The organism is Spirillospora sp. CA-142024, assembly GCF_050942325.1.
Lineage (GTDB): Bacteria > Actinomycetota > Actinomycetes > Streptosporangiales > Streptosporangiaceae > Spirillospora.
This window is the reverse complement of the sequence record NZ_CP192077.1, coordinates 3,838,090-3,861,871: the sequence shown is the minus strand read 5'-3', so window position 1 is coordinate 3,861,871 and position 23,782 is coordinate 3,838,090. Positions and strand designations below refer to the sequence as shown.

General features: G+C 71.7%; 21 protein-coding genes. 8 read left to right on the top strand and 13 right to left on the bottom strand.

The features are described 5' to 3' along the window. Positions 1–149: 149 nt before the first annotated feature. Positions 150–1,499: a class II 3-deoxy-7-phosphoheptulonate synthase gene (locus tag ACQPZP_RS18665; protein ID WP_433469084.1), complete on the top strand. Its 1,350-nt coding sequence runs from the start codon at positions 150–152 to the stop codon at positions 1,497–1,499. Between the two features lie 154 nt (positions 1,500–1,653). On the opposite strand, the gene ACQPZP_RS18660 is transcribed toward ACQPZP_RS18665, so the two are convergent. From ACQPZP_RS18660 to ACQPZP_RS18650, 3 genes are read right to left on the bottom strand one after another with little or no spacing between them, the layout of a single operon-like run. Continuing rightward, positions 1,654–2,022 carry an ATP-binding protein gene (locus ACQPZP_RS18660; RefSeq protein ID WP_033333276.1) on the bottom strand — a complete coding sequence of 123 codons (369 nt, stop codon included), beginning with the start codon at positions 2,020–2,022 and terminating at the stop codon, positions 1,654–1,656. A 45-nt stretch (positions 2,023–2,067) separates the two neighbouring features. Beyond that, a complete protein-coding gene (locus ACQPZP_RS18655; RefSeq protein WP_433478884.1) occupies positions 2,068–2,406 on the bottom strand; it encodes an STAS domain-containing protein in 339 nt (112 codons plus the stop codon). A 31-nt stretch (positions 2,407–2,437) separates the two neighbouring features. Further along, positions 2,438–4,681: a SpoIIE family protein phosphatase gene (locus ACQPZP_RS18650; RefSeq protein WP_433478883.1), complete on the bottom strand. Its 2,244-nt coding sequence runs from the start codon at positions 4,679–4,681 to the stop codon at positions 2,438–2,440. A gap of 324 nt (positions 4,682–5,005) precedes the next feature. Here ACQPZP_RS18650 and ACQPZP_RS18645 point away from each other — a divergent pair, with 324 nt between their 5' ends. Together ACQPZP_RS18645 and ACQPZP_RS18640 are read left to right on the top strand one after the other, a co-directional pair. After that, positions 5,006–9,259, top strand: a complete 4,254-nt coding sequence (locus ACQPZP_RS18645) for a HAMP domain-containing protein (RefSeq protein WP_433478882.1) — start codon at positions 5,006–5,008, stop codon at positions 9,257–9,259. Between the two features lie 78 nt (positions 9,260–9,337). Then, on the top strand, positions 9,338–9,982 hold the full coding sequence (locus ACQPZP_RS18640; protein WP_433478881.1) for a response regulator: 645 nt from the start codon (positions 9,338–9,340) through the stop codon (positions 9,980–9,982). 6 nt (positions 9,983–9,988) lie between these two features. Here the strand turns inward: ACQPZP_RS18640 and gltX are convergent, their stop codons facing one another. After that, on the bottom strand, positions 9,989–11,386 hold the full coding sequence (gene gltX / locus ACQPZP_RS18635) for a glutamate--tRNA ligase (protein ID WP_433478880.1): 1,398 nt from the start codon (positions 11,384–11,386) through the stop codon (positions 9,989–9,991). Between the two features lie 63 nt (positions 11,387–11,449). After that, the gene (locus ACQPZP_RS18630; protein WP_433478879.1) at positions 11,450–12,028 is read right to left on the bottom strand and encodes a TIGR03086 family metal-binding protein; all 579 of its coding nucleotides are present in this window, start codon (positions 12,026–12,028) and stop codon (positions 11,450–11,452) included. Positions 12,029–12,124: 96 nt separating this feature from the next. Here ACQPZP_RS18630 and ACQPZP_RS18625 point away from each other — a divergent pair, with 96 nt between their 5' ends. Together ACQPZP_RS18625 and ACQPZP_RS18620 are read left to right on the top strand one after the other, a co-directional pair. Further along, positions 12,125–12,964 (top strand): helix-turn-helix domain-containing protein, encoded by an 840-nt coding sequence (locus ACQPZP_RS18625; protein ID WP_433478878.1) that lies wholly within the window; start codon positions 12,125–12,127, stop codon positions 12,962–12,964. Beyond that, positions 12,961–13,599 carry an NUDIX hydrolase gene (locus tag ACQPZP_RS18620; protein WP_433478877.1) on the top strand — a complete coding sequence of 213 codons (639 nt, stop codon included), beginning with the start codon at positions 12,961–12,963 and terminating at the stop codon, positions 13,597–13,599. The genes ACQPZP_RS18625 and ACQPZP_RS18620 overlap by 4 nt, the downstream gene beginning before the upstream one ends. 3 nt (positions 13,600–13,602) lie before the next feature. Here the strand turns inward: ACQPZP_RS18620 and ACQPZP_RS18615 are convergent, their stop codons facing one another. Together ACQPZP_RS18615 and ACQPZP_RS18610 are read right to left on the bottom strand one after the other, a co-directional pair. Beyond that, on the bottom strand, positions 13,603–14,364 hold the full coding sequence (locus ACQPZP_RS18615) for an SDR family NAD(P)-dependent oxidoreductase (RefSeq protein ID WP_433478876.1): 762 nt from the start codon (positions 14,362–14,364) through the stop codon (positions 13,603–13,605). An 84-nt stretch (positions 14,365–14,448) separates the two neighbouring features. Then, positions 14,449–15,459, bottom strand: coding sequence for a methyltransferase (locus ACQPZP_RS18610; RefSeq protein WP_433478875.1), 1,011 nt, complete (start codon positions 15,457–15,459; stop codon positions 14,449–14,451). Positions 15,460–15,645: 186 nt separating this feature from the next. Between ACQPZP_RS18610 and ACQPZP_RS18605 the strand changes: the two genes are divergently transcribed. Further along, positions 15,646–16,275, top strand: a complete 630-nt coding sequence (locus ACQPZP_RS18605) for an HNH endonuclease family protein (RefSeq protein WP_433478874.1) — start codon at positions 15,646–15,648, stop codon at positions 16,273–16,275. 54 nt (positions 16,276–16,329) lie between these two features. Here the strand turns inward: ACQPZP_RS18605 and ACQPZP_RS18600 are convergent, their stop codons facing one another. Then, the gene (locus tag ACQPZP_RS18600; protein ID WP_433478873.1) at positions 16,330–16,830 is read right to left on the bottom strand and encodes an HAD domain-containing protein; all 501 of its coding nucleotides are present in this window, start codon (positions 16,828–16,830) and stop codon (positions 16,330–16,332) included. A gap of 90 nt (positions 16,831–16,920) precedes the next feature. Between ACQPZP_RS18600 and ACQPZP_RS18595 the strand changes: the two genes are divergently transcribed. Together ACQPZP_RS18595 and ACQPZP_RS18590 are read left to right on the top strand one after the other, a co-directional pair. Then, on the top strand, positions 16,921–17,775 hold the full coding sequence (locus tag ACQPZP_RS18595; protein ID WP_433478872.1) for a class II glutamine amidotransferase: 855 nt from the start codon (positions 16,921–16,923) through the stop codon (positions 17,773–17,775). 53 nt (positions 17,776–17,828) lie between these two features. After that, complete coding sequence (locus tag ACQPZP_RS18590; RefSeq protein ID WP_433478871.1) at positions 17,829–18,641, top strand: PIG-L family deacetylase; 813 nt, start codon at positions 17,829–17,831, stop codon at positions 18,639–18,641. Here ACQPZP_RS18590 and ACQPZP_RS18585 read toward each other — a convergent pair. From ACQPZP_RS18585 to ACQPZP_RS18565, 5 genes are all read right to left on the bottom strand, one after another. Next, positions 18,634–19,773 carry an ARPP-2 domain-containing protein gene (locus tag ACQPZP_RS18585; protein WP_433478870.1) on the bottom strand — a complete coding sequence of 380 codons (1,140 nt, stop codon included), beginning with the start codon at positions 19,771–19,773 and terminating at the stop codon, positions 18,634–18,636. The two genes, ACQPZP_RS18590 and ACQPZP_RS18585, sit on opposite strands and share 8 nt — an antisense overlap. Beyond that, entirely contained in the window at positions 19,770–21,212 is a 1,443-nt protein-coding gene (locus ACQPZP_RS18580) for a hypothetical protein (protein WP_433478869.1), read from the bottom strand. Before ACQPZP_RS18580 ends, ACQPZP_RS18585 begins: the two co-directional genes overlap by 4 nt. Before the next feature lie 170 nt (positions 21,213–21,382). After that, a complete protein-coding gene (locus ACQPZP_RS18575; protein ID WP_433478868.1) occupies positions 21,383–21,745 on the bottom strand; it encodes a VOC family protein in 363 nt (120 codons plus the stop codon). Between the two features lie 70 nt (positions 21,746–21,815). Then, entirely contained in the window at positions 21,816–22,496 is a 681-nt protein-coding gene (locus tag ACQPZP_RS18570; protein ID WP_433478867.1) for a TetR/AcrR family transcriptional regulator, read from the bottom strand. Beyond that, on the bottom strand, positions 22,489–23,781 hold the full coding sequence (locus ACQPZP_RS18565) for an acyl-CoA dehydrogenase family protein (protein WP_433478866.1): 1,293 nt from the start codon (positions 23,779–23,781) through the stop codon (positions 22,489–22,491). The genes ACQPZP_RS18570 and ACQPZP_RS18565 overlap by 8 nt, the downstream gene beginning before the upstream one ends. Between the last annotated feature and the right edge of the window lies 1 nt (position 23,782).

The following is a 23,782-nucleotide window of genomic DNA, read 5'->3' as shown; positions in this document are numbered from 1 at the left end:
ACCGGCCGGGCGGCCCCGCACCGGGGCCGCCCGGTCGGCGTTTCCAGGCGGCCGGGCAGGTCACGGCGCCCTCGCTCGCACGCCGTCCGGCCGACTGCCGCCGGGCTCGGCGTCACCGCGGGGGCGGGCGGTGCCATAGCCTTTTCAGCGTGAGTACATCCGCCGTCACCGGGGACCTCGACGCCTGGCGCGCCCTCCCCGCACTCCAGCAGCCCGATTGGGATGATCCGGACGAGGTCCGGGCCGTCGCCGCCGAACTGGCGGCCCAGCCGCCGCTCGTCTTCGCCGGCGAGTGCGACCAGCTGAAGGCACAACTCGCGGACGTCGCGCGCGGTCAGGCGTTCGTCCTGCAGGGCGGCGACTGCGCCGAGACGTTCGACGGGTCGAACGCCGACGCGGTGAAGAACAAGCTCAAGACGCTGCTGCAGATGGCGGTCGTGCTCACCTATGCCGCGAGCGTCCCGGTCGTGAAGATCGGCCGGATGGCCGGCCAGTTCGCCAAGCCCCGCTCCAAGCCCGCGGAGGTCCGCGGCGGCGTGGAGCTGCCCGCGTACCGGGGCGACGCGGTGAACGGGTTCGACTTCGACGCGGCGTCCCGGCGCAACGACCCGCACCGCCTGCTGAAGGCGTACCACTGCTCGGCGGTGACGCTGAACCTGTGCCGGGCGTTCACCAAGGGCGGCTACGCCGACCTGCGGCAGGTGCACGCCTGGAACCAGGACTTCGTGGCGCAGAGCCCGGCGGGCCGCCGCTACGAGCAGCTCGCCGGTGAGATCGACCGCGCGCTGACGTTCATGAAGGCGTGCGGGGCGAACCCCGACGAGTTCCACGGAGTGGAGTTCTACTCCAGCCACGAGGCGCTGCTGCTGGAGTACGAGCGGGCGTTGACCCGAATCGACCATCTCAGTGGCCTGCCGTACGACGTGTCCGCGCACTTCCTGTGGATCGGTGAGCGGACCCGGCAACTGGACGGCGCCCACGTGGAGTTCCTGCGGCACATTCGCAACCCGATCGGGGTGAAACTCGGCCCGACGACGTCCGCGGACGACGCGCTGGCGCTGATGGAGCGGCTGAACCCCGACCACGAGCCGGGCCGGCTCACCTTCATCACCCGGATGGGCGCCGACCGGATCCGCGACGCGCTGCCCCCGCTGATCGAGAAGGTGCACCAGAGCGGCGCGCCCGTCGCGTGGATCTGCGACCCCATGCACGGGAACACGTTCGAGGCCCCCAGCGGGCACAAGACGCGCCGCCTGGACGACGTGCTGGACGAGGTGGCCGGGTTCTTCGAGGTCCACCGGGCTCTCGGCACCCACCCGGGCGGCATCCACATCGAGTTCACCGGCGACGACGTCACCGAATGCGTCGGCGGCGGGCACGGCCTCACCGAGACCGACCTGCACGAGCGGTACGAGACGGCCTGTGACCCGCGCCTCAACCGCGGTCAGTCCCTGGACCTGGCCTTCATGGTCGCGGAACTGTACCGCAAATCCGCCTGATCGCCCCGAGCGAGCCCGGACGGCCATCGGCCGTCCGGGCTCGTCGCATGTGTGAGACGGCGCGGGCGAGCCGACGCGCCGGGAGACCGGGCCATGGTCGCGCCAGCGCTCACAGGAGGTCTTACGGGACGGCACGTTCCAGGCCGGAGATCCGTCAGATGTCGACCTCGGCCCAGACGACCTTGCCGCCGGTCACCGGGTCGGCGCCCCAGGAGTTGGCGAAGCGGTCGACGATGAACAGGCCGCGGTGGGACTCGTCCAGGGGGCCGGGAACGGTCAGCCGGGGCAGCTGGGCCGCGCGGTCGCGGACCTCGACGCGGATGCGGCCGGTGCCGCGCAGCAGGCGCAGTTCCAGAGCCGTCCCGGCGTGCCGGACGGCGTTGGCGACGAGCTCCGCCACGATCGCGGTGACGAGTTCCTCGCGGTCCATGAGCGCCCAGGTGCGCATGGTCCGGGCGGCGAGCCGCCTCGCGTACTCGACCGCCTCGGTCTGCGGCGCCGCGCGCAGTGTGGTTTCGGTCATCGGGTCGGTCACTCCGCCCGCTCGCCGTTCCGCATCGTCGTCCCCTCACCGTCCATCGGCCGGCGCCTCCTCCGCCTGGTCCTCGATGAGGAACCGGTCGAGCCCAGTGGTGCGCAGCACGTTCTCGACCCGGCCGTAGGCACCGGTGACGGTGAGCGTGGCGTTCTGCGCGCGCGCGTGCTTGTACGCCCTGACGAGGACGTTGAGCCCGGAGGAGTCACAGAAGTCGACCGCCGCGAGGTCGACGACGACCGCCCTCTCGCCCGCGTCCACGAGCTCGGTCAGCCGAGTGCGCAGCTCTTCGGAGGAGTGCAGGTCGATGGAGCCGCGCGCGGCGATCGTCGCGCGGCCGTCCTGTCGTGTCGTGTGCAAGGCAAGCCCCACGCCACCCCACCTTACCGATTGTTGGTCTCCATCATGACGCCCGCAGAACGATGAGGGCAACGTCGTCGTTCGAGGGTTCAGGGCCGAAATCGCGCACCGCCCGCTGGATGCGGGCCGCGACCGCGCCCGCGCTCAGCCCGGTGCAGCCGGCGAGCAGCCGTTCCAGCCCGTGCCCGTCGCCGAGCAGCCGGTTGCCGGAGCGCCTTTCGGTCACGCCGTCGGTCACGCAGAGCAGGACCTCCCCGCGGCGCAGGTCGACGGTGTCGGTGTGGAACTCCACGCCGTCGAAGACGCCCAGCAGCGGCTGCGGCGAGGCGGCCTCGCGGACGCCGCCGTCCGGGTCGAGGATGAGCGGCGGCGGATGCCCGGCGCTCGTCAGCCTGATCGTCACGCCGTCGGAGCGTCGCCGGGCCGCGATCTCTCCGTGCAGCAGGGTGAGCAGCCGCCCGCGCTCGCCCTCGCCGAGGATGAGCCGGTTGAGGCGGGCGAGGACGGCCGGGACGGACATGTCCTCGGCGGCGAGGATGCGCAGCGCGTGCCGGGCGAGGCCGGTGACGGCGGCGGCCTCCGGGCCGGTGCCGCACACGTCGCCGATGGCGAACCGCCAGCGGGACGCCGGTGCGGGGCTGCCCGGCCGCAGGCCGCTCTCGAAGACGTCGTAGAAGTCCCCGCCGACCTCGCTGCCCTCCCCGGCCGGCTCGTACACCACCGCGACCTCCAGGCCGGGGATCTCGGGGATGCCGGGCGGCAGCAGGCTGCGCTGCAGCGCGCTGCTCATGGCGGTCTGGGCGGAGAACAGGCGGGCGTTGTCGACGGCGAGGGCGGCGCGGCGGCTCAGCTCCTCGGCCAGCTCGATCGCGCTGCGGGGGAAGCGGTCGCCGGACGGGCGGCCGATGACGATGGTGCCGATGCGCCGGCCGCGGGCGATCAGCGGGAACGCGTAGACCTGGTCGCCGGCTGTGTCGCCGGCCGCGACGCGGAACTCCGCGGGGGCGGCGGCGAACCCGTTCCAGGGCCCGGGAACGTCCGTCGGAGGGGCTGCGCCCGCGTGTTCGAGCAGCTCGCGGAGGCCGTCGGAGCGGTTCTCGTCGGCGTGCCAGACGTAGGCGAGCCGGTCGGGCTCGGCCTCGGTCACGGTGTAGACGGCGCACCAGGTGGCCAGCCGGGGCACGACGAGCTGGGCGACCAGCGCCATCGTGCGTTCCTGGTCGAGGGTGCCCGCGAGGAGGTCGCTGGCCTCGGCCACGAAGCTGAGCCAGCCCCGCCAGGACCGTTCCAACTCCCCCACCCTGGCCTTCTCCAGGGAGAGCGACATCTCGTCGGCGAGCCGGCCGAGCCGGACGCCGTCGCCCTCTCCGAAGCGGCCGGAGGCGGACGAGACGGCCACGATGAGCCCGGTCAACCGGCCCTGGGACTCCAGCGGCGCGGCGGCCAGCGACCGCGCCCGCAGCGCGGCCGCGGTGGGATCGGAGGCGTCGGCGGCCACCCAGGCCGAGCCGGCGCGGGCGGCGGGGGCGAGGGAGCCGACCGACAGCTCGCCGAGCGGCATCTCGGCGGCGGTCCCGGCGGACGACCCCATGATCAGGCGCCCGTCGCGCTCGGTCAGCAGGACGGCCGCGCCCTCGGCGCCGAGGACCTCCCGGACGGCGGCGACGCCGTCCTCCATGGCCTCCACGGCCGCCGGGGAGCGCAGCAGCCGGTCGCCGGCGACGGGGATCTCGCCGGCCCCGCCGGTGAACCTGCCCTGGACGGCGGCACCAACACCCTCGCGCGCCGGCTCGGCGCCGTCGCGGGCCGGGTGTTCGCCCCGCGCGGAACCGTTGCCGGCGATCTCGGCGGTGCGGGCGGCCTCGGCGGTCTCGGCGGCCACGGTGTCCGACGACACCGCGCCCTCCGCCGCGCCCGGACCGGGCAGCCGGAACCAGACGCCTTTGGAGCGCCGGTCGTAGGAGACCCCCCAGGACGCGGCGAGCCGGGAGATGGACGGCAGCCCGCGCCCGCTGGAGGCGGTGACGCCCGGCATCTCGATGCCCCGGGTGGGATGGCGGTCGCGGACCTCGATCTCGACGGCCCCGTCATGCAGGCGGCAGGCGACCTCGAAGGAGGTCCCGGCGTAGGCGATGGCGTTGGTGGCGAGCTCGCTGGTCGCCAGGACGGCGTCGTCCGCCACCTCGTCCATGCCCCAGTCGGCCAGCACCTTCCGGACGAACCGGCGCGCGTCCGCCACCGCCGGGGCGGTGGACGGGAAGGTGGCCGACGCCGTCTGGCGATCCAACTGTCGTCCCTCGTTCGAAACGTTTTCTAGCGGGTCTGGCTATCGTGACAGACTGGTCGGCCGCCCGGCCACGAGAGCCGCGAACCCGTCCGTAACCTGCGTCCGGCCTCGGTGTTCGCGACCCCCCGCCACGACACGACAGACCGTAACACGAAGGCTACAAGGGCGGATGCACGGTCAGTACCGTCCGGTCACCACCAGTGCGCGGAGGGTTCCGCCGCCGCGCGGCGACGTAGAGTACAGGTGCTGCCGGAAGAGGCCCCCAGAACAGGAGTCCGTGGTATCCGGATAACCGATGAATCGCGGGCCAGGAGGATGAAGAGCATGCCGCGTACCGCGTCTCGTGCCCGCCCCGGCGGCGGGTACCGCGACACCGCCCCGCGTTACAGTGACGCAGATCTCGAACCGCTCCTCAAGGCGCTGATCGCCGTCCGGGACGGCAGGGCGAGATCGGAGCTGGACGTGCCGGGCGAGGGCGCCGTGGCGGAGGCCGCGGCGATCCTGGAGGAGATCCGGCAGAACGGCATGGAGCTGTCCTCGGGGTTGAGCCGCGTCCGGCGCGAGATCGGCCGGGAGGGCCAGCTGCGGGGCCGGCTGACCCCGGGCACGCTGCGGGGCACCTGGGCCAGCGCGGTGGAGGACTCCAACGCGATCATCGACAAGCTCACCGACCTGGCCACCGGGATGAGCCAGGTGGTGGAGGCGGTGGCGGCCGGCGACCTGAGCCAGCGTGTCGAACTGCGGGTGCGCGGCCGGCCCATGCGCGGCGAGCTGCTGCGCATGGCCAAGTCGGTCAACGGCATGGTGGAGCTGCTCGACCAGTTCACCTGGGAGGTCACCCAGTTCGCCCGCGAGGTCGGCACCGAGGGCCGGCTCGGCGGGCAGGCCCCGGCGCGCGGCATGACCGGCCGGTGGCGGGACGTGACCGCGTCGGTGAACGTGATGGCGGCGCGGCTGACATCGCAGGTCCGCGACATCGCGGAGGTCACCACGGCGGTGGCCAGCGGCGACCTGACCCGCAAGGTCACGGTGGAGGCGACCGGTGAGCTCCAGGAGCTGAAGCTGACCGTGAACACGATGGTCGACCAGCTGTCGGCGTTCGCCGACGAGGTCACCCGTGTGGCCCGGGAGGTCGGCACCGAGGGGCAGCTGGGCGGGCAGGCCAACGTGCCGGGCGTCAGCGGCGTCTGGAAGAACCTGACCGACAACGTCAACGCGATGGCCAACAACCTGACCTACCAGGTGCGCAACATCGCCCAGGTCACCACCGCCGTCGCCGAAGGCGACCTCGGCAAGAAGATCACGGTCGACGCGCAGGGCGAGATCCTGCAGCTGAAGGACACCGTGAACACCATGGTCGACACGCTGTCGGCGTTCGCCGACGAGGTGACCCGAGTCGCCCGCGAGGTCGGCACCGAGGGCCGCCTCGGCGGCCAGGCCCGCGTCCCGGGCGTCAGCGGCGTCTGGAAGGACTTGACCAACAACGTCAACGGGATGGCGTCCAACCTCACCTACCAGGTGCGCAACATCGCCCAGGTCACCACGGCCGTCGCCGAAGGCGACCTCGGCAAGAAGATCACGGTCGACGCGCAGGGCGAGATCCTGGAGCTGAAGGACACCGTGAACGCGATGGTGGACACGCTGTCGGCGTTCGCGTCCGAGGTGACCCGGGTGGCCCGCGAGGTGGGCACGGAGGGACGGCTCGGCGGCCAGGCGATCGTGCCGGGGGCCGGCGGGGTCTGGCTCGACCTGACCGACAACGTCAACTCGATGGCCAACAACCTGACCAACCAGGTGCGCGGGATCGCTCAGGTGACCACCGCGGTGGCGCAGGGCGACCTGACCCGCCAGATCGAGGTCGACGCGCAGGGCGAGATCCTGGAACTGAAGACCACCCTGAACACGATGGTCGACACGCTGTCGGCGTTCGCCGACGAGGTCAGCCGCGTGGCACGCGAGGTCGGCACCGAGGGCCGCCTCGGCGGCCAGGCCCGGGTGCCCGGCGCGGGCGGCATGTGGAAGGACCTGACCGACAACGTCAACGGGATGGCGTCCAACCTGACCTACCAGGTGCGCAACATCGCGCAGGTCGCGACGGCGGTCGCGCACGGCGACCTGACGCGGCGCATCGACGTGGACGCGCAGGGCGAGATCCTGGAACTGAAGACGACCTTGAACACGATGGTGGACACGCTGTCGTCGTTCGCGTCGGAGGTCACCCGGGTCGCCCGTGAGGTCGGCATCGAGGGCCGGCTCGGCGGCCAGGCCGAGGTCGAAGGCGTGTCCGGCACCTGGAAGCGGCTGACCGAGAGCGTCAACGAGCTGGCCGGCAACCTGACCACCCAGGTCCGCGCGATCGGCGAGGTCGCGAGCGCGGTCGCCACCGGGGACCTGACCCGGACGATCACCGTGGAGGCGCGTGGCGAGGTCGCGGAGCTGAGCGACAACGTCAACCTGATGGTCGCGACGCTGCGGGAGACGACCCGCGCCAACGAGGAGCAGGACTGGCTCAAGACCAACCTGGCCCGGATCGGCGGGCTCATGCAGGGTCACCGCGACCTGATGCAGGTCGCCGAACTGATCATGCGGGAGCTGACGCCGACCGCGAGCGCCCAGTACGGCGCCTTCTACCTGGCGGAGAACGCGGGCGAGGAGACCGAGCTGGTGCTGATCGCCGGGTACGGGACCCGTCGGCACCGCGGCGGCATCGTCCGGTTCAACCTGGGCGAGGGACTCGTCGGGCAGGCCGCGCAGGAACGCCGGCCGCTGCTGATCGCCGACGCGCCCGCCGACTACGTCAAGCTCGGGTCGGGGCTGGGCGAGGCGTCCCCGGTCAACATCATCGTGCTGCCGATCGTGTTCGAGGACGAGGTGCTCGGCGCGATCGAGCTGGCGTCGTTCGGCCGGTTCAGCGACGTCCACCTGGCGTTCTTCAGCCAGCTGATCGAGACCATCGGGGTCACGCTCAACGCGATCCGCGCCAACACGCGGACCGAGGCGCTGCTCGGCGAGTCGCAGCGGCTCGCCCAGGAGCTGCAGGAGCGGTCGGACGAGCTGCAGCGCCAGCAGGGCGAGCTGCGGCACTCCAACACCGAGCTGGAGGAGAAGGCGGCGCTGCTGGCCCAGCAGAACCGCGCGATCGAGATCCAGAACTTCCAGATCGAGCAGGCCCGGCGGACGCTGGAGGAGCGCGCCGAGCAGCTGGCGATCTCGTCGCGGTACAAGTCGGAGTTCCTGGCGAACATGTCGCACGAGCTGCGCACGCCGCTGAACAGCCTGCTGGTGCTGGCCAAGCTGCTGTCGGAGAACCAGGACGGCAACCTCACCGGCAAGCAGGTGGAGTTCGCGCGGACGATCCACGAGTCCGGCACCGACCTGCTGGAGCTCATCAACGACATCCTGGACCTGGCGAAGGTCGAGGCCGGGAAGATGGAGGCGCATCCGCAGCGGCTGTCGGTGTCGGCGCTGGTCGACTACGTGGAGGCGACGTTCCGGCCGCTGTCGGTCGACAAGGGCCTGCACTTCGGCGTGGAGGTCGCGCCGGACGTCCCGGCATCCATGAACACCGACGAGCAGCGGCTGCAGCAGGTGCTGCGGAACCTGCTGTCGAACGCCGTGAAGTTCACCGCGGAGGGCGAGGTGCGGCTGCTGATCGAGCGGGCCGGCGACATCGACTTCACGCTGCCCGCGCTGTGGAACACCCCCGACGTGATCGCGTTCCGGGTGATCGACACCGGGATCGGGGTGAGCGCCGACAAGCTGCAGGAGATCTTCGAGCCGTTCCAGCAGGCCGACGGGACCACGAGCCGCCGCTACGGCGGCACCGGCCTCGGCCTGTCGATCAGCCGGAACATCGCGCGGCTGCTGGGCGGGGAGATCCACGCCGAGAGCCAGCCCGGCCGCGGCAGCGTGTTCACCCTCTATCTGCCCGCCCAGTACAGCGACCGTGACGGCAGGCGCCGCGCGGCGCTGCCGGACGAGCCGGCCGCGGCGGCGGAGGCGATGCCCGGCATCGTCCCCGGCCGCCGGCCCCGTAACGGCGGCGCGCCGGGGCCGGTCTCACGGGCCGCGGCCGGTGAGACCGGGCTGCCGGTCGAGCAGCGCCCGCCCGGCGGGGAGCGCCCCGACGAGCCGGAGCCCTCGCTGAACGGACTGCTGGAGGAGCCGCCCGCGGACTTCCTCGACACGGTCCTGTCGGGCCGTAAGGTCCTGATCGTCGACGACGACGTGCGGAACGTGTTCGCGCTCACCAGCGTCCTGGAGGGCTACGGCATGGAGGTCCTTTACGCCGAGGACGGCCAGGCCGGAATCGACGTCCTGCACCGCAACCCGGACGTCGCGGTCGTCCTGATGGACATCATGATGCCGGGCCTCGACGGCTACGCCACCACGGCAGCGATCAGGGAGATGCCGCAGTTCGCCGAGTTGCCGATCATCGTCATCACGGCCAAGGTGATGAAGGAGGACCGGGAGAAGAGTCTCTCCTCGGGCGCGTCGGACTATGTCCCGAAGCCCGTGGACGTGGACCATCTTCTTGACGTCATGAGGAACTGGCTGCAACCCTCCATCGTCCGCTGAGGAGAGGAAACGCCTGGGCAGTAGGGTCGCCGCGAGGGTCGTGCGGCGGTGGCGGGGACCGGAATCGGAGAGGCGCGCGTGGACGACAAGGCGAAGATCCTGCTCGTGGACGACCGCGAGGAGAACCTGATCGCGCTGGAGGCCATCCTCAGCTCGCTCGATCAGGATCTGGTCCGGGCGCGGTCCGGCGAGGACGCGCTGAAGGCGCTGCTCACCGAGGAGTACGCCGTCATCCTGCTGGACGTCGTGATGCCGGGGATGGACGGGTTCGAGACGGCCCGCGACATCAAGCGCCGCAAGAAGACCCGCGACCTGCCGATCATCTTCCTCACGGCGGTGAACAGCGACCCCGACTACGCCTTCCGCGGCTACGCGGCGGGCGCGGTCGACTTCATCTCCAAGCCGTTCGACCCGTGGGTGCTGCGCGCGAAGGTGTCGGTGTTCGTGGAGCTGCACAACAAGAACAAGCAGCTGCGCGACCAGACCACGCTGCTGCGAGAGCAGGCCGCCCTCCTCCGCGAGCAGAAGACCCTGCTGAACGAGCGTCCCGACGAGGAGGCGGCGCTGGTGCACGCCAGGGACCACCTGGCCTTGGTGGAGGAACAGGCCGAGGCGGTGGGCAAGCACTTCCCCCCGGCCCGCCGGGAGGATTTCGACGAGCTCACCCGCCGCCTGACCGGCCTGCGCCAGGCCCTGGACGGCGAGTCGCCCGCCGCGCCCTGACCCGGATCAGCCCCCGTTCAGCGCGGCGCGCGCCGCGGCGATGCGGGCGAGTGTGCGGTCGCGGCCGAGGATCTCCAGGGACTCGAACAGCGGCAGGCCCACGGTGCGGCCGGTGACGGCGACGCGGACGGGCGCCTGCGTCTTGCCGAGCTTGAGCCCGTGCTCGGAGCCGATCCGCTCCAGCCGCTCCTTCAGCTCGGCGGCGTTCCACGGCGCGTCCAGGTAGGCGGCCTCGGCGGCGGCGAGGATCGCGGCGGCGGGCTCCTTCATCGCCTTGTTCCACGACTGCTCGTCGGCCGGGGGCTCGTCCAGGAACGCGAAGTCGATCATCTGGACGATCTCCGACAGCAGCGCGACGCGGGTCTGCGCCAGCGGCGCCAGTTCGGCGAACACGGCGACGTCGACGTCGAAGGGGGCCTGCTGCAGGAACGGCAGGCACTCGGCGATGAACTTCTCCACCGGCAGCGCCCGGATGTACTCGCCGTTGATCGCGCGGAGCTTCTTCACGTCGAAGAACGCGGGCGAGGTGTTGACGTCCTCGATGCGGAACTCGTCGACGATCACGTCCCACGGGACGATCTCGCGGTCGTCGGACGGGGCCCAGCCGAGCAGCATCAGGTAGTTGCGCATGGCCTCGGCGAGGTAGCCCTCGGCGCGGTAGTCCTCCAGCGCGACCTTGTCGCGGCGCTTGGACAGCTTCTGCCGCTTCTCGTTCACGATGACCGGGACGTGCGCCCACACGGGCGGCTCCCCGCCGAGCGCCTCCCACAGCAGCTGCTGCTTGGGCGCGTTGGACAGGTGCTCCTCGCCGCGCACCACGTGGGTGATGCCCTGGCTCATGTCGTCGACCGCGTTGGCCAGCAGGAACGTGACGGACCCGTCGGCGCGGGCGATGACGAAGTCCTCCAGGACGACGTTCTCGAAGACGGGCTTGCCGCGCAGCAGGTCGATGACGGTGGTCTGGCCCTCGTCGGGCGTGCGGAAGCGGAGGGCGCGTCCGGGGCCCGCCTCAAGCCCGCGGTCCCGGCAGAAGCCGTCATAGCCCTTGTGCTGGTCGCCGGTGCGGGCGACCACGGCCTCGCGGGTGCAGTCGCAGAAGTACGCGCGGCCGTCGCCCCTGAGCGTCTGGACGGCCTCCGCGTGCTTGTCGGCGTTGGCGGACTGGAAGTAGGGGCCCTCGTACTGCTCGCCGTCCATCCCGAGCCAGGCGAGGGCGCGGATGATGCCCTCGGTCCATTCGGGGCTGTTGCGGGAGGCGTCGGTGTCCTCGATCCGCAGCACGAGCGTCCCGCCGGACTGCGCGGCCATCACCCAGTTGAACAGCGCCGAGCGGGCGCCGCCGACATGGAACATGCCGGTCGGTGAGGGTGCGAAGCGTACGCGGATCGAAGAGGTCGAAGACATGCCTTCCAGGGTAGAGCGCGCGGGGTCCCGCTCGCGCCGGGACCCGCGCGCCGGGCAGGTCTTTCAGGGCTTCCAGTGCGGGTCGCGGCCCGCCATCCCGAGGACGCGGTCGAGCAGCGGGGCGTCCTCGGGGACGGGGATCTCGGCGCCGAGGGCCCCGTACCGGCGGCTCATCTCGGCCGTGGGGACGATCTGCTCCCACGCCGCCTGGACGACCGGCGGCGGGAAGGCGGGCTCGCCGCCGGTGGCGACGGCGAGGTCCCAGCCGTGCGCGACGCATTCGCCGAAGACGATCCCGGCGATGAACTCGGCCGGCATTCCCTCCTTGTTGCCGGTGAGGCTGGTGTTGCCCTCCCAGGCGGCCGGGTCCTGCCACGCCTCGGCGGTCTTGCGGGCCTGCTCCGCGAACCGTTCGGCCCAGTGCGGCTCGGCGGTGAAGTCGTGGTCCTCACCGGGGCCGGCGACCGGCAGCCTGCGCGCGGCGGCCTCGCCTCGCCCGTTCCACAGGATCAGGTGGTTGACGAGGGCGCGCACGTCCCAGTCGGGGCACGGGGTGGGCGCGTCCATCTTCGTCTCGGGTATCTCCAGAACGATCCGCGCCGCGGCCTCCGCGGCGGGAAGCATCTGGCTCCGGATGTCCATGATCTGTCCTTCGCTCATCCGTTCGAACACGGTTCCACGCTAGGACGGGCGTGCGGCGCCGGTCTTGAAGAAACGCGACAGCGTTAGCCTTGGCTGATGGAACGACCCCTACCCGGTGGGACGCGGGGCATCCTGCGCGCGCGGACCGGGCTGGAGCGCTTCCAGGTGGAGCGGATCGCGCCGGCACTCGCGCTCACCCCGTTCGTCGCGAACTTCTGGGTGCTGCGCTGGGACCTGCGGGGACGTCCGCCGCACCGCCAGCAGGTGCTCACCCGGCCGTCCGTCCACCTGTCCTTCACGAACTTCCTGACCGAGGGAACCGGGCGGGCCCGGATCGTCGGCGTGGTGCGGGACGACTTCACCGAGGAGATCCGCGACGAGGGACGCGTGGTGGGGGCGGCCTTCCGGCCGGGCGGGTTCCGGCCCTTCATGGACGCGCCGGTCTCCACGCTGACCGGCCGGTTCGCCGCGGTGGACGAGGTGTTCGGCGCGGCGGGCACGGCGGTCGCGGCCGAGATCTTCGCCTGTTCCGGCGCCGAGGAGGCGGTCGCGCGGGTGGAGGCGTTCCTGATCGGGCGCGAGCCCGAGCCCGACCCGTCCGCCGAGCGGGCCGCAGCGGTCGTCGAGCGGATCGCGGCGCGGCCCGGCCTGGTCCGGGTGGACGACCTGGCCGCGGACGTCGGGCTCGGCGCGCGGAGCCTGCAACGCCTGTTCCACGAGTACGTCGGCATCGGCCCGAAGTGGGTGATCCGGCGGTTCCGGATGCAGGAGGCCGCGGAGCGCGCCGCGTCCGGGACGGCCGTGGACTGGGCCACGCTGGCGGCCGAGCTGGGCTACGCCGACCAGGCGCATTTCACCCGCGACTTCACCGCCGCCGTGGGCACCTCGCCCGCGCGATACGCGCGCGAGGCGGGGCCTGGCACTATCGGGGGATGACCCCCGACCCCCGCGATCCACTCGACGACCTCGACGCGTTCCGCACGCTCGCCGCCGACCGGCTCGGCTCCTTCGAGCGCACGACGGTCCCGGACGCGCCCGGCCTGCGCCGCGCGGGGGTCGTCCTGTGCGCGGTGGAGCACGACGGCGTCCCGTCGGTGATCGTCATCAGGCGTGCCTACCGGGGCCGGAACGCCGGCCAGTGGGGGCTGCCGGGCGGCCGGCTGGAGGACGGCGAGACGCCGGAGCAGGCGGCGCTGCGCGAACTGCGCGAGGAGATCGGCCTGACCGCCGGCCCCGCCGACGTCCTCGGCGGGCTCGACGACTTCCCCGCCGCCTCCGGCTTCGCGATCACGCCGGTCGTGGTGGTGCTGGAGGACCCGGGTCCGCTGACGCCGAGCCCGGACGAGGTCCACTCCGTCCACCACGCGAGCCTGCGGAGGCTCGCCGCGGACGACACCCCGAAGTGGGTCCCGCAGCCGGACGGCGGGCACCTGCTCCAGATGTGGCTGGGCCCGGACTGGCGGGTCCACGCCCCGACCGGCGCGATGCTGTGGCAGTTCCGCGAGGTGGTGCTGCTGGGGAGGCCGGCCAGGGTCGCCGACTTCGTCCAGCCCGACTGGACGCGCCACTGACCGTCAGAACGTCCCGCCGTCCACGACGATGCGCTGCCCGGTGACGTAGGACGCGGCGTCCGAGACGAGGAACCGCACCACGTCCGCGACCTCTTCGGGCGTGCACACATGCCCGTACGGGGACAGTGCGTCCCGCTGCCGGATGTCCTCGATGCCGGTCGTGGCGCGCACCAGCCTGCGTCCCATATCGGTGTCCACGAGGCCCGGGGCGACGACGTTGACGTGCATGCCGTTGCCGCGCTCCTCCTTGGCGATGACCTGCGCGAGCGCCTCCATCGCGGCCTTGCCCATCGCGTAGGGGCCACCGAACGCGGGCATGTGGTCGGTGACGACGCTGGACACGAACACCATGTCGCTTCGCTCGGCCCGCCGCATCAGCGGCAGCAGCGCCTGGCTGAGGTGGTGCGGGCCGAGGGCGTGCACGCGCACGACCCGTTCCAGTTCGGCGGGGTCGGTCTCGGCCACGCTGTTGCCGCGGCTGGCCACGCCGGCGCAGTGAACGAGGATGTCCAGGGCGCCCAGTCCGGACTCGACCTGGGCGGCCAGAGCACGGCACTGGTCGAGGTCGTCGACCGAGGCGCGGAACGCGTGGCCGTGCGCTCCGGCGGCCTCGATGTCGGCGACGGTCTTGCGCGCGGCCTCCTCGTCGCGGCGGTAGGCGACGGCGACCCGGGCGCCGCCCAGGGCCAGGGCCAGGGCGATGGCCCGGCCGATGCCCCGGCTTCCACCGGTGACCAGGGCCGTACGGCCGGCGAGAGTACTCACGGGACACTCCTTCGTCAGGGCTGATCACGGCGCCTCCTATCCTGCACGCCCCGGCGCCGCGCCGTAAGCGGCCCCTGACAAAGGTCATCCGGCCGGCTTCGCCTCGATGACGTGGTACGCGGACGGGGGCAGCGGGCCGGCCAGCGAGACGACCGAGAACCCGGCGCCGTCCAGCAAGTCCCGGAACTCGGCCTCGGTGCGCTCACGCCCACCGGTCGACACGAGCATGTTGAGATCGTTGCGGACGATGCCCGCCGACTCCGGCCGGAGCATCTCCGGCATCACCTGCTCCAGGATGAGCAGCCGGGCGTCCGGACGCATCGCCGCGCGGCAGGTGCGCAGGATCGCGGCGGCCTTCTCGTCGTGCCAGTCGTGGATGACGCTCTTGAGGACGTAGGCGTCCGCGCCCTCGGGAACGGACTCGAAGAAGTCGCCAGGGACGATCTCGGTCCGGTCCGCGACGTCTTCCAGGGTGCCCGGTGCCGCGGTGAGCCCGGCGGGCAGGTCGAACAGCACGCCGCACAGGCCCGGCTCGGCGCGCAGTATCGCGGCGAGCAGCGTGCCGTCACCGCCGCCCAGGTCGGCGACCGTCGCGTACCTGCCGAAGTCATGGGCCGCGATGACGCCCGGCGCGACATCGCGGGTGTGCTCGGCCATCGCCCGGTTGAACGTCGCCGACAGTTCCGCGTCCGACGCGAAGAACTCGAACGGCGTCCTGCCGGTGGCGCGTTTCCACGCGTACTCCCCCGTGCGCAGCGTCTCGGCCATGTCGCCCCACGTGCGCCACACCTCCGGGCCGCAGAAGAGCATGATCAGCGACCGGATCGAGTCCGGGGCGTCTGCGCGCAACCGCCGTCCCTCGGCGGTCAGCGCGAACAGGTCCGGCCCGCGCTGCTCCACGACGCCCAGCCCGGTGAGGCCGCGCAGCAGCCGGTGGAGGGACGGCGCATCGGTGCCGGTCTCCTTCGCCAGCTCCGCGCTCGACCGGGGCTCGTCACCGGTGAAGGCGTCGGCCAGCCCCGTTTCGGCGGCCACGTAGATGATCTGCGCCGGCATGAATCCGAAGGCCAGGTCCATGAGCGGTGATCTCGGCATCGTCGGCTCCCTTCCTTGTCCGCTCCCGACGCTACGAGCCGCTCCGGCGGGCGTCTTGGACGAATGCAACCTCCCGGCCGGAGCACCGTTACATGATCGTGATCTCCGCTTACAGGATGGACATTTCGGGTTTATCTAACTATTTGAGACTGGCGGCTCGTGCTCCCGAGCGAAAAGGAGTTTCCCGTGAGACGCACGGGGATCACCGCCAGCGCACTCACCGCCGTCCTCACCGGGACGGCACTGCTCGCCCCCGCCGCCAACGCCGCCCCGCCGCCCCCGCCCGGCGCGAGCACCGCGTCCCAGCACCTCGCCGCCCTCACGGTCGCCGCCGAAGGCTCCGGCGACGGCTACTCGCGCGACAAGTTCCCGCACTGGATCGACCAGGGCGACGGCTGCAACACCCGCGAAGTCGTCCTCAAACGGGACGGCGACAACGTCACGACCGGCTCGGACTGCTACCCGACCGGCGGCTCCTGGACCAGCCCCTACGACGGAGCCGCCTGGACCCAGCCGTCGGACCTCGACATCGACCACATGGTGCCGCTCGCCGAGGCGTGGCGGTCGGGCGCCTCTTCCTGGACGACGTCACGCCGCCAGTCGTTCGCCAACGACCTGTCCAGCTCGCAACTGTGGGCGGTCACCGACAACGTCAACCAGGCCAAGGGCGACAAGGACCCGGCGGAGTGGACGCCGCCGCTCACGTCGTTCCACTGCTTGTACGCCAGGTCGTGGATCGACGTGAAGTACCGCTACGGCCTCACGGTCGACTCGGCGGAGAAGTCGGCGCTCACCCGCCTGCTCGGCACCTGCTGACGCCATCCCGGCTCCCGGCGGGCTCCGCGGCATCCGCGGACCCGCCGGGTCCCGTCACCGGGAGAGTGCCCGCAGCCAGGTCGCGGCGGCCTCGATGTGATCAGCGGTCAGTCCGGTCACCGGGTCGATCTCCACGAGCAGATGCTCGGCGACGTCCGGCTCGGCGGCGATGCAATCGGTGGCGTCCGGCTCGTCCTCGAACCAGACGAACGGCCGGCCCTCCGTCCACGCGGCCACGTGCCGGGCCTTCCACGCACCGAGCGTGCGGCCCTCCGTGATGCCGGGGAACCGCGGGATCGGGACGAACGGCAGCTCCGGCAGCCCGATCCGCGGCGAGATCCACACGTTGGCGTTGTCGCACCAGTAGCTCGCCCAGGCGAGCTCCGCGCCCGTCGACTCCACGAGGTCGAGCAGCCACGGGCCGTGCAGGGGATTGAGCCACAGCTTGAACGTCACCCCGTTGGGCGAGCAGCGATGCCGCTGAAACCCCCGATCAGGCCGTTCGAATGGATTGAGCACCCCGTCGACGTCGAGCAGAACCACCGGCGACCCCATACACCGGACCGTACGGCATCGGGGCCCTCCCGTCGAAGGTCATTTCCGCCCGGGAGTCATAGGTCGCGGCTGCGCGGGCATCGTCCCGCCATGTGCCGGCTGTTCGGGATGACCACGGGCGGACCCCGCGTCCACGCCACGTTCTGGCTGCTCGACGCCCCGGACAGCCTGCGGTTCCAGAGCCGCCGCATGCCCGACGGGACGGGCCTCGGCTGGTTCTCGCTGGGCGAGGAGCCCGTCCGCGACCGCGCGCCCGTCGCGGCGTTCCAGGACTGCGACTTCAACGCCGAGGCGCGGCACGTCGTGTCGCACACGTTCGTCTCCCATGTCCGGTACGCGTCGACGGGAGCGCCCGACGTCCACAACTCCCACCCCTTCGTCATGCACGACCGGCTGTTCGCCCACAACGGGGTGGTACGGGGTCTCGACGTCCTCGGCTCGTGGCTGACCGACGTGGACCGGGCGCTGATGCAGGGCGAGACCGACTCGGAGATGGTGTTCGCCTACATCACCGCGGAGATCCGGCGGCGCGGCGACACCGCGTCCGGGCTGATCACGGCCGTCCGGCGCATCGCCGCCGAGCTGCCCCTCTTCGCGCTGAACGTCCTGCTGGCCGAGTCGAAGCGGCTGTGGGCGCTGCGCTACCCCGGCACCCACGAGCTGTGGGTGCTCACCCCCGACCTGACCGAGCCCGGCGCCACGCGGCGGCTGGACTCGGGCCGCGAGCCCGGCGGGCTGGAGGTGGCCGCCCACCGGGAGCCGACGCCCGCCTGCGTCCTCGCCAGCGAGCGGCTCGACGACGACCCCGGCTGGCGGCTCCTCGAACCCGGCGAGCTGCTCATGGTGGACGGGCTGGAGGCGTCCTCGGTGTTCCCGTTCGGCGTCCCCGCGCACCCGCTGACGCTCGCCGACCTGTCGGCGGCCGAGTCCACGTCCCAGACGTGATCGACTCCGGCGGGCGGGACGTAGAGTGGACGGCCGAGTCACGAGGAGTCCCGATGACGCATGAACTCACGCTGATGGCCGTGCACGCCCACCCCGACGACGAGGTGCTGGGCACCGGCGGCCTGCTCGCACGCTGCGCCGCCGAGGGCGTCCGCACCGTCCTGGTCACCTGCACCAACGGCGAGCAGGGCGACGACTCCGGCGGCGTGAAGCCGGGCGAGCCCGGGCACGACGCCGAGGAGGTCGCGCAGCGCCGTCTCGCCGAACTGCGCGACTCGGCCGATCTCCTCGACATCGCCCATCTGGAGCTGCTCGGTTACCGCGACTCCGGCATGGACGGGTGGTCGACCAACGACGACCCGGCGGCGTTCGCGAACATCCCGCTGGAGACGTCGGCCGGACGGCTCGCCGGGCTGATGGAGCACTACCGCCCGCAGGTCGTCGTCACCTACGACGAGAGGGGCGGCTACGGGCACCCCGACCACATCCAGGCCCATCGCATCGCGCTCGCCGCAGCCGAAAAGACCGGAATTCCCGACAAGTTTTATTACACGGCCATTCCGCGCTCGGGGATCAAGCAGATGTTCGAGGCCGTCCGGGAGGCGGGCGTGGAGATCGACTTCGATCCGCCCGAGGACTTCGGCACCCCCGACGAGCTGATCACCACCACGCTGGACGTCGCCGCGCACTTCGAGGCCAAGCGCAAGGCGCTGCAGGCGCACGCGAGCCAAGGCGAGAACATCTTCCTGCTGCGGCTGCCGGAGGAGATGCAGCGGGCGGCGTTCTCGGCCGAGGCGTTCGTCCGCCACTACTGCCGGATCGACGCACCCGACACCGAGGACGACCTGTTCGCCGGTCTCAGGTGACGCGCTGCGCGCGGTAGTGGTCGAGGACGTCCTGGCGCAGCAGATACCCGAACCCGGCCCGTTCGAGGCGCAGCGCCAGGGCGGCCTTGTCCGTGCCGAGAGCGGCCGCCGTGGCCCCCAGCCGCCAGTCGTGCTCGGCAAGCCGCCTGAGCAGGTAGCCGCGCTTGACCTGCGCGTCCGAGAGCCGGAACGACTTCAGGTAGGCGACGCGGCCGTCGGCGTCGGTGATGGTCTCGCCGATGTGGTTCTCCCCGCGCAGCGCGAAGGACGGCAGGAACCGCGACAGCTCGAACCCGTGCAGGTGCTGCACCACCTGGCGGGAGCCGTCCTCGTCGAAGAGGCTGCCGGCCATGACCTCGTCGTGGAAGGCGGCCCATTCCTCCTGGCGTAGGTCCGCGGCCGTCCGCAGGTCGTCGAGCGAACGGATCTCCGTGTCGTCGATCGGCGCGGACAGGTCGCCGGCCGGTGCGCCCAGCAGCCCGTAGATGTAGATCAGCTCGCCGAAGAGGTCCTCGACCAGCGTCGGATGCAGCGCCCGGTAGTCCTCGGGGTGCGGGACGACGAACGCGCTCGCCAGCGCGTCGGCGACGTACACCAGCACTCCGCACTGACCCGGATGGATCTCGAAGATCCTGAGCGCGTCCTCCAGGTCCCGCACCTGCCGCCCGAGATAGGTCTCCTCGCATCGCGGTGACAGGCCGTGCGCGACCGCCCTGCGCGACCACTCCTCCCAGGCGATCTCCGGCCCGCCGAAGTGCAGTGCCAGGTAGCCCTCGACGGCCAGGTGCAGCGGCAGGAAGCGAAGCCGGTCCTTGCCCGCCTTCCTGGCCATCCGCCGGGTGAATCGCACGGGCATGCGGGGCGGGGCGGCCCCGGTGTCGCGCTCCAGCAGGCGCGCCCCGTACGAGGCGGCCTGGGTCTGGTCGCCGTCGCTCCACGTCGCGACGAACGCGTGCGGGACGAACGAGACGTAGACGGCATCGCCCACGTCCACCACCGACACCGGCTCCTCGTAGACCTTCCGGTGCAGGCGCAGGTAGGGGACGGGCTCGTCGCGGACGAGCGGGACGAGCCGCACCGAACCCCACACCTGCGCGGGCCTGGTCTCCAGGCCGTCCAGCGTGACCGTCATGCCTCCTCCCCGAGGAAGCGGGTTGTCCGGTCGTCCAGGTGCGCCCGCAGCCTGGCCAGGCCGACCCGCCCCTCGGCGAACCGCGCCAGCTCGACCAGCGTCGGCAGGTCCTCGGCGTCGCGGATGCCCGCGGTCGGCACGGTCGGCGCCAGCCGCCGCACGTCGAAGTCGTCCGCGTCGTAGACGGGGTTGAGATGGACGATCATGACGCGCTGGCCGGGGGCGAGCCGGTGCCCGGGATCGAGGCGCGTCCGCCAGACCCGCAGGACGTCCGCGGCGAGGCCGGGCGGCGCGTTGTCCCAGCCGTCCGACACGATCAGGAGCCGTTCGGGGCCGGTCTCCAGCGCGTCGATGATGCGCTGCCCCAGCGGCGTCGGCCCCGACGGGTAGACGAGAAGCTCATCGGTGCGCCCGGACGTCCACAGCGGCCGGTACTCCTTGGCGAGCGCCTCCAGCAGGTAGTGCGCCGCGAGCGCGACCGCGAGCGGACGGCGCCGCTTCTGCCCCGAGCCCAGCGCGGAGTAGCTGTCGTCGAGGACGGCGGTGACCTTCCCCCACGAGCCGCGGGCCGCGCCGGCGACGCGCCGTGCGGCGGTCCGCAGGGCCTCCGACAGTTCGGCCCGCCGCCCCGCCCGCTCGTCCAGCGGCAGCGCGAGCACGTACGACGCGAGCCGCGTGAGGGGCATCTCCCGCAGATCCGCGCGGACGGCCTCGACCTTCGCCTCCCGCGCGTTCTCCTGGAGCCGCAGCCGCTCCAGCCTCGTCATCCGGGGCTGGATGCGCTCCAGGAAGACCTCGCGCGGAATACCGTGCTTCGCCGCGAAACCCTCCGCGACCGTGTACGGAAGCTCGTAGATCGCGGACTTGTCGTAGTGCGCCCGCCGCCACTGCTCGAAGATCGGCGTCTGGAACGCCTTGACACTGGACGGCGCGAAAAGGAACGCCCGCTGCTCTCCGCGAAGCCGGAGATGCGCGTGCCGCGCGGCGTCCTTCACGGCCGCCCGGTACTTGACGGAGTCGAACGCCGGGTCGCGGCGGCCGGCCATCCAGTCGCGGATGATGGCGCGCGTCCGACGGTTGTTCACCCCGCGCCGCCGTAGATCCCGGAACACCCGGTACACCCGCTGCTGCGGCATCGTCTCCAGCCGCCGCGCGATCAGCCGCCCCTCCCTGCGGCGCTGCTCGACCCCGGCGTCCCCCGCCCGCACGAGCAGGTTCCGGACGATGATGGCCGCGTTGTGGTCGTTGACGTCCACGGCGAGGACGGCCGCGTACATGTCGCGGTAGTTCTCCAGCATGTATTCATGCAGGAATTCGAGGCTGAGCCGCTGCTCGCCGGAGTGGTGATGGAACTCCCGCTGCCCGGTCGACGTGATCGCCGCGTTGACGAACATGAGCACGTCCTCGCACGCGACGAGGTCCGCGAACGTCTCGCTCATCACTCCCCCGGGGTAGAAAGGCGCCGGCCGGGGAATGAGGGCGCGAACAGCGAATCATCGCTTCACAGGCGGGTTCCGGAAGTCACACCGAAGTCCCGCGGCCGGCCCCCGCACGGTAACACCGGAGCCGCCGCCCCGGCCTCCGAATATCGATCACCCTGGAGGCGGGGTCAGGGGCGGTAGGTGCCGAAGTACCATTCGTTGCCGTCCAGGTCGCGGGCGGCGTAGTCGCGGGAGCCGTAGTCCTGGTCGGTGAGTTCGCGGAAGATCTCGGCGCCGGCGGCCTTGGCGCGGTCGTGGTGGGCGTCGGGATCGTCGATCGCGACGTAGACGGCCGCTTTCGCGGTGTCGGCCTTGCCGAACATGAACAGGCCGGTGTCGTACCGCATCTCCGCGTGGACGATGTCGCCGGCGTCGTCCTTGTAGACGCCTATGGGTTCGAAGCCGAACGCCTTCTCCAGCCACTCCATCGACTTGGCGGGGTCGGTGGACCGGATCAGCGGATAGAAGGTCCGGCGGATTTCGCTCGTCATGTCGTCCTCCCTGCGTCTGGCATGCCCAGTCTGCAGGGAGGACGACCATTGGTCTTGGACGAATGTGACCTCAACTGCGGGCGGCGTCGCGTTCGGCCGCGAGGCGGCTGGTCTCGGGTGAGACGGGCGCGCCGAGGATCGCGGCGACGACGTCGATCAGGTAGCTGGTGAAAAGGCGGTCGTCGGAATGAGGGCCGGAACGGGCGCGGCGGGCCAGCTCGATCGCGGCGTACAGGACGGCGGTGAAGCGGCGGTGCAGGCGGGCCGCGTCCTCTTCCAGGAGCGGCTCGACCAGCATGCGCCAGCGGCAGAGACTGTCGATCTTTTTCTGGGGGGACGACCCCCCAGACCCCCCGGCAACCGCCTTGGGAGGATCGTCCAGGACCGCCACCGGGACCAGCGGATCCGGGCGGTTAAGGACGTCGGCCCAGATCTGCAGGTAGGCGCGACCCGAGTCGTCGGCGAGGCGGGCCGTCATGGGACGGACGAGGGCCCCGGCCAGGGGGCGGACGCCCTGCTCGCCGTCCTCGTAGGCGTCGAGCAGGGCGTGCCGGCGCGCCTCGACCTCCGGGGCGTGCCGGGCGAAGATCGCGCGGAGGATCCCGGCGCGGTCCCCGAAGTGGTACTGGACGGCCGTGGCGTTGCGCGCGCCGGCCTCCTGGAGGATCTCGCGGAGGCTGACGGCGTCCACGCCGCGCGCGGCGTAGAGGGTCTCGGCGGCGTCCAGCAGCCGTTCGCGGGTGTCACTCATTGCCGATCGCGTGCTCCAGGGCCTCGGCGAAGCGCTCGCGGGCGGCCTGCCGGCGGGTGGGCAGGTGCCCGGACGGCCACAGTCCCTCGACGGGCTCGACGTCGCGCAGCAGCTGCCGGGCCACGGTGATCTTGTGGACCTCGGTGGGGCCGTCGGCGATGCCCATCGCCTCGGCTCCCATCATCATGGCGGCGAACGGCATCTCGTTCGACACGCCGAGGGCGCCGTGCAGGTGCATCGCGCGCTGCACGACGTCGTGGTACACCTTCGGCATCGCCGCCTTGACGGCCGCGATGTCCTTGCGGACCTTCCTGTAGTCCCCGTGCTTGTCGATCAGCCAGGCGGTGCGCAGGACGAGCAGCCGGAACTGCTCGATCTCGATCCAGCTGTCGGCGATCTTCTCCTGGGTCATCTGCATCTTGGCGAGCGGCCCGAAGCGGGTCTGCCGCGAGACCGCCCGCTCGCACATCATGTCGAACGCCTTGCGGACCTGCGCGATCGTCCGCATGGCGTGGTGGATGCGGCCGCCGCCGAGCCGGGTCTGCGCGATGACGAACGCGCCGCCCTCGTCGCCGAGGAGGTTCTCGGCCGGGACGCGGACGTTCTCGTACCTCAGGTATCCGTGTGAGCCTTCGCGTTCGCCGCCGACGCCCACGTTGCGCACCGTGACCAGCCCCGGCGCATCGGCCGGCACGATGAACATCGACATGCCTTCGTAGGCGGACACGTCCGGGTTGGTCACCGCCATCACGATCAGGAATGTGGCGTGGCGGGCGTTCGAGGAGAACCATTTCTCGCCGTTGATGACCCAGCCGTCCCCGTCCCGGGTGGCCCGTGCGGTGAACAGGGTGGGGTCGGCTCCCCCGTGCGGTTCGGTCATCGAGTAGGACGAGGAGATCTCCCCGTCCAGTAGGGGGCGCAGGTAGCGCTCCTTCTGCTCGGGCGTGCCGAAATGGGCGATGATCTCGGCGTTGCCGGAGTCGGGCGCCTGGCAGCCGAAGACGGACGGCGCCCAGCGGGAGCGGCCCAGGATCTCGTTCAGCAGCGCCAGCTTCACCTGGCCGTATCCCTGACCGCCGAGGTCCGGGCCGAGGTGGCAGGCCCACAGCCCCTTCTCGCGCACATGGTCCTGCAGAGGACGGACGAGCCGCTTGTAGCGGGGGTCGGTCTTGTCGTACGGGTCACCGAGCACCAGGTCGAGCGGCTCGACCTCGTCCCGGACGAAGGCGTCCGCCCAGTCGAGAAGTTCCTGGTAGGCGGAATCGGTCTCGAAGTCCCAAGCCATG

Bases quoted from the DNA above. Each gene is read 5' to 3' on its own strand.
- ACQPZP_RS18660 (WP_033333276.1), bottom strand. From the start codon at position 2,022: ATGACCGAAACCACACTGCGCGCGGCGCCGCAGACCGAGGCGGTCGAG.
- ACQPZP_RS18600 (WP_433478873.1), bottom strand. From the start codon at position 16,830: ATGGGGTCGCCGGTGGTTCTGCTCGACGTCGACGGGGTGCTCAATCCA.
- gltX (WP_433478880.1), bottom strand. From the start codon at position 11,386: ATGTCTTCGACCTCTTCGATCCGCGTACGCTTCGCACCCTCACCGACC.
- ACQPZP_RS18595 (WP_433478872.1), top strand. From the start codon at position 16,921: ATGTGCCGGCTGTTCGGGATGACCACGGGCGGACCCCGCGTCCACGCC.
- ACQPZP_RS18585 (WP_433478870.1), bottom strand. From the start codon at position 19,773: ATGACGGTCACGCTGGACGGCCTGGAGACCAGGCCCGCGCAGGTGTGG.
- ACQPZP_RS18620 (WP_433478877.1), top strand. From the start codon at position 12,961: ATGACCCCCGACCCCCGCGATCCACTCGACGACCTCGACGCGTTCCGC.
- ACQPZP_RS18565 (WP_433478866.1), bottom strand. From the start codon at position 23,781: ATGGCTTGGGACTTCGAGACCGATTCCGCCTACCAGGAACTTCTCGAC.
- ACQPZP_RS18580 (WP_433478869.1), bottom strand. From the start codon at position 21,212: ATGAGCGAGACGTTCGCGGACCTCGTCGCGTGCGAGGACGTGCTCATG.
- ACQPZP_RS18575 (WP_433478868.1), bottom strand. From the start codon at position 21,745: ATGACGAGCGAAATCCGCCGGACCTTCTATCCGCTGATCCGGTCCACC.
- ACQPZP_RS18625 (WP_433478878.1), top strand. From the start codon at position 12,125: ATGGAACGACCCCTACCCGGTGGGACGCGGGGCATCCTGCGCGCGCGG.
- ACQPZP_RS18610 (WP_433478875.1), bottom strand. From the start codon at position 15,459: ATGCCGAGATCACCGCTCATGGACCTGGCCTTCGGATTCATGCCGGCG.
- ACQPZP_RS18590 (WP_433478871.1), top strand. From the start codon at position 17,829: ATGACGCATGAACTCACGCTGATGGCCGTGCACGCCCACCCCGACGAC.
- ACQPZP_RS18630 (WP_433478879.1), bottom strand. From the start codon at position 12,028: ATGGACATCCGGAGCCAGATGCTTCCCGCCGCGGAGGCCGCGGCGCGG.
- ACQPZP_RS18645 (WP_433478882.1), top strand. From the start codon at position 5,006: ATGCCGCGTACCGCGTCTCGTGCCCGCCCCGGCGGCGGGTACCGCGAC.
- ACQPZP_RS18570 (WP_433478867.1), bottom strand. From the start codon at position 22,496: ATGAGTGACACCCGCGAACGGCTGCTGGACGCCGCCGAGACCCTCTAC.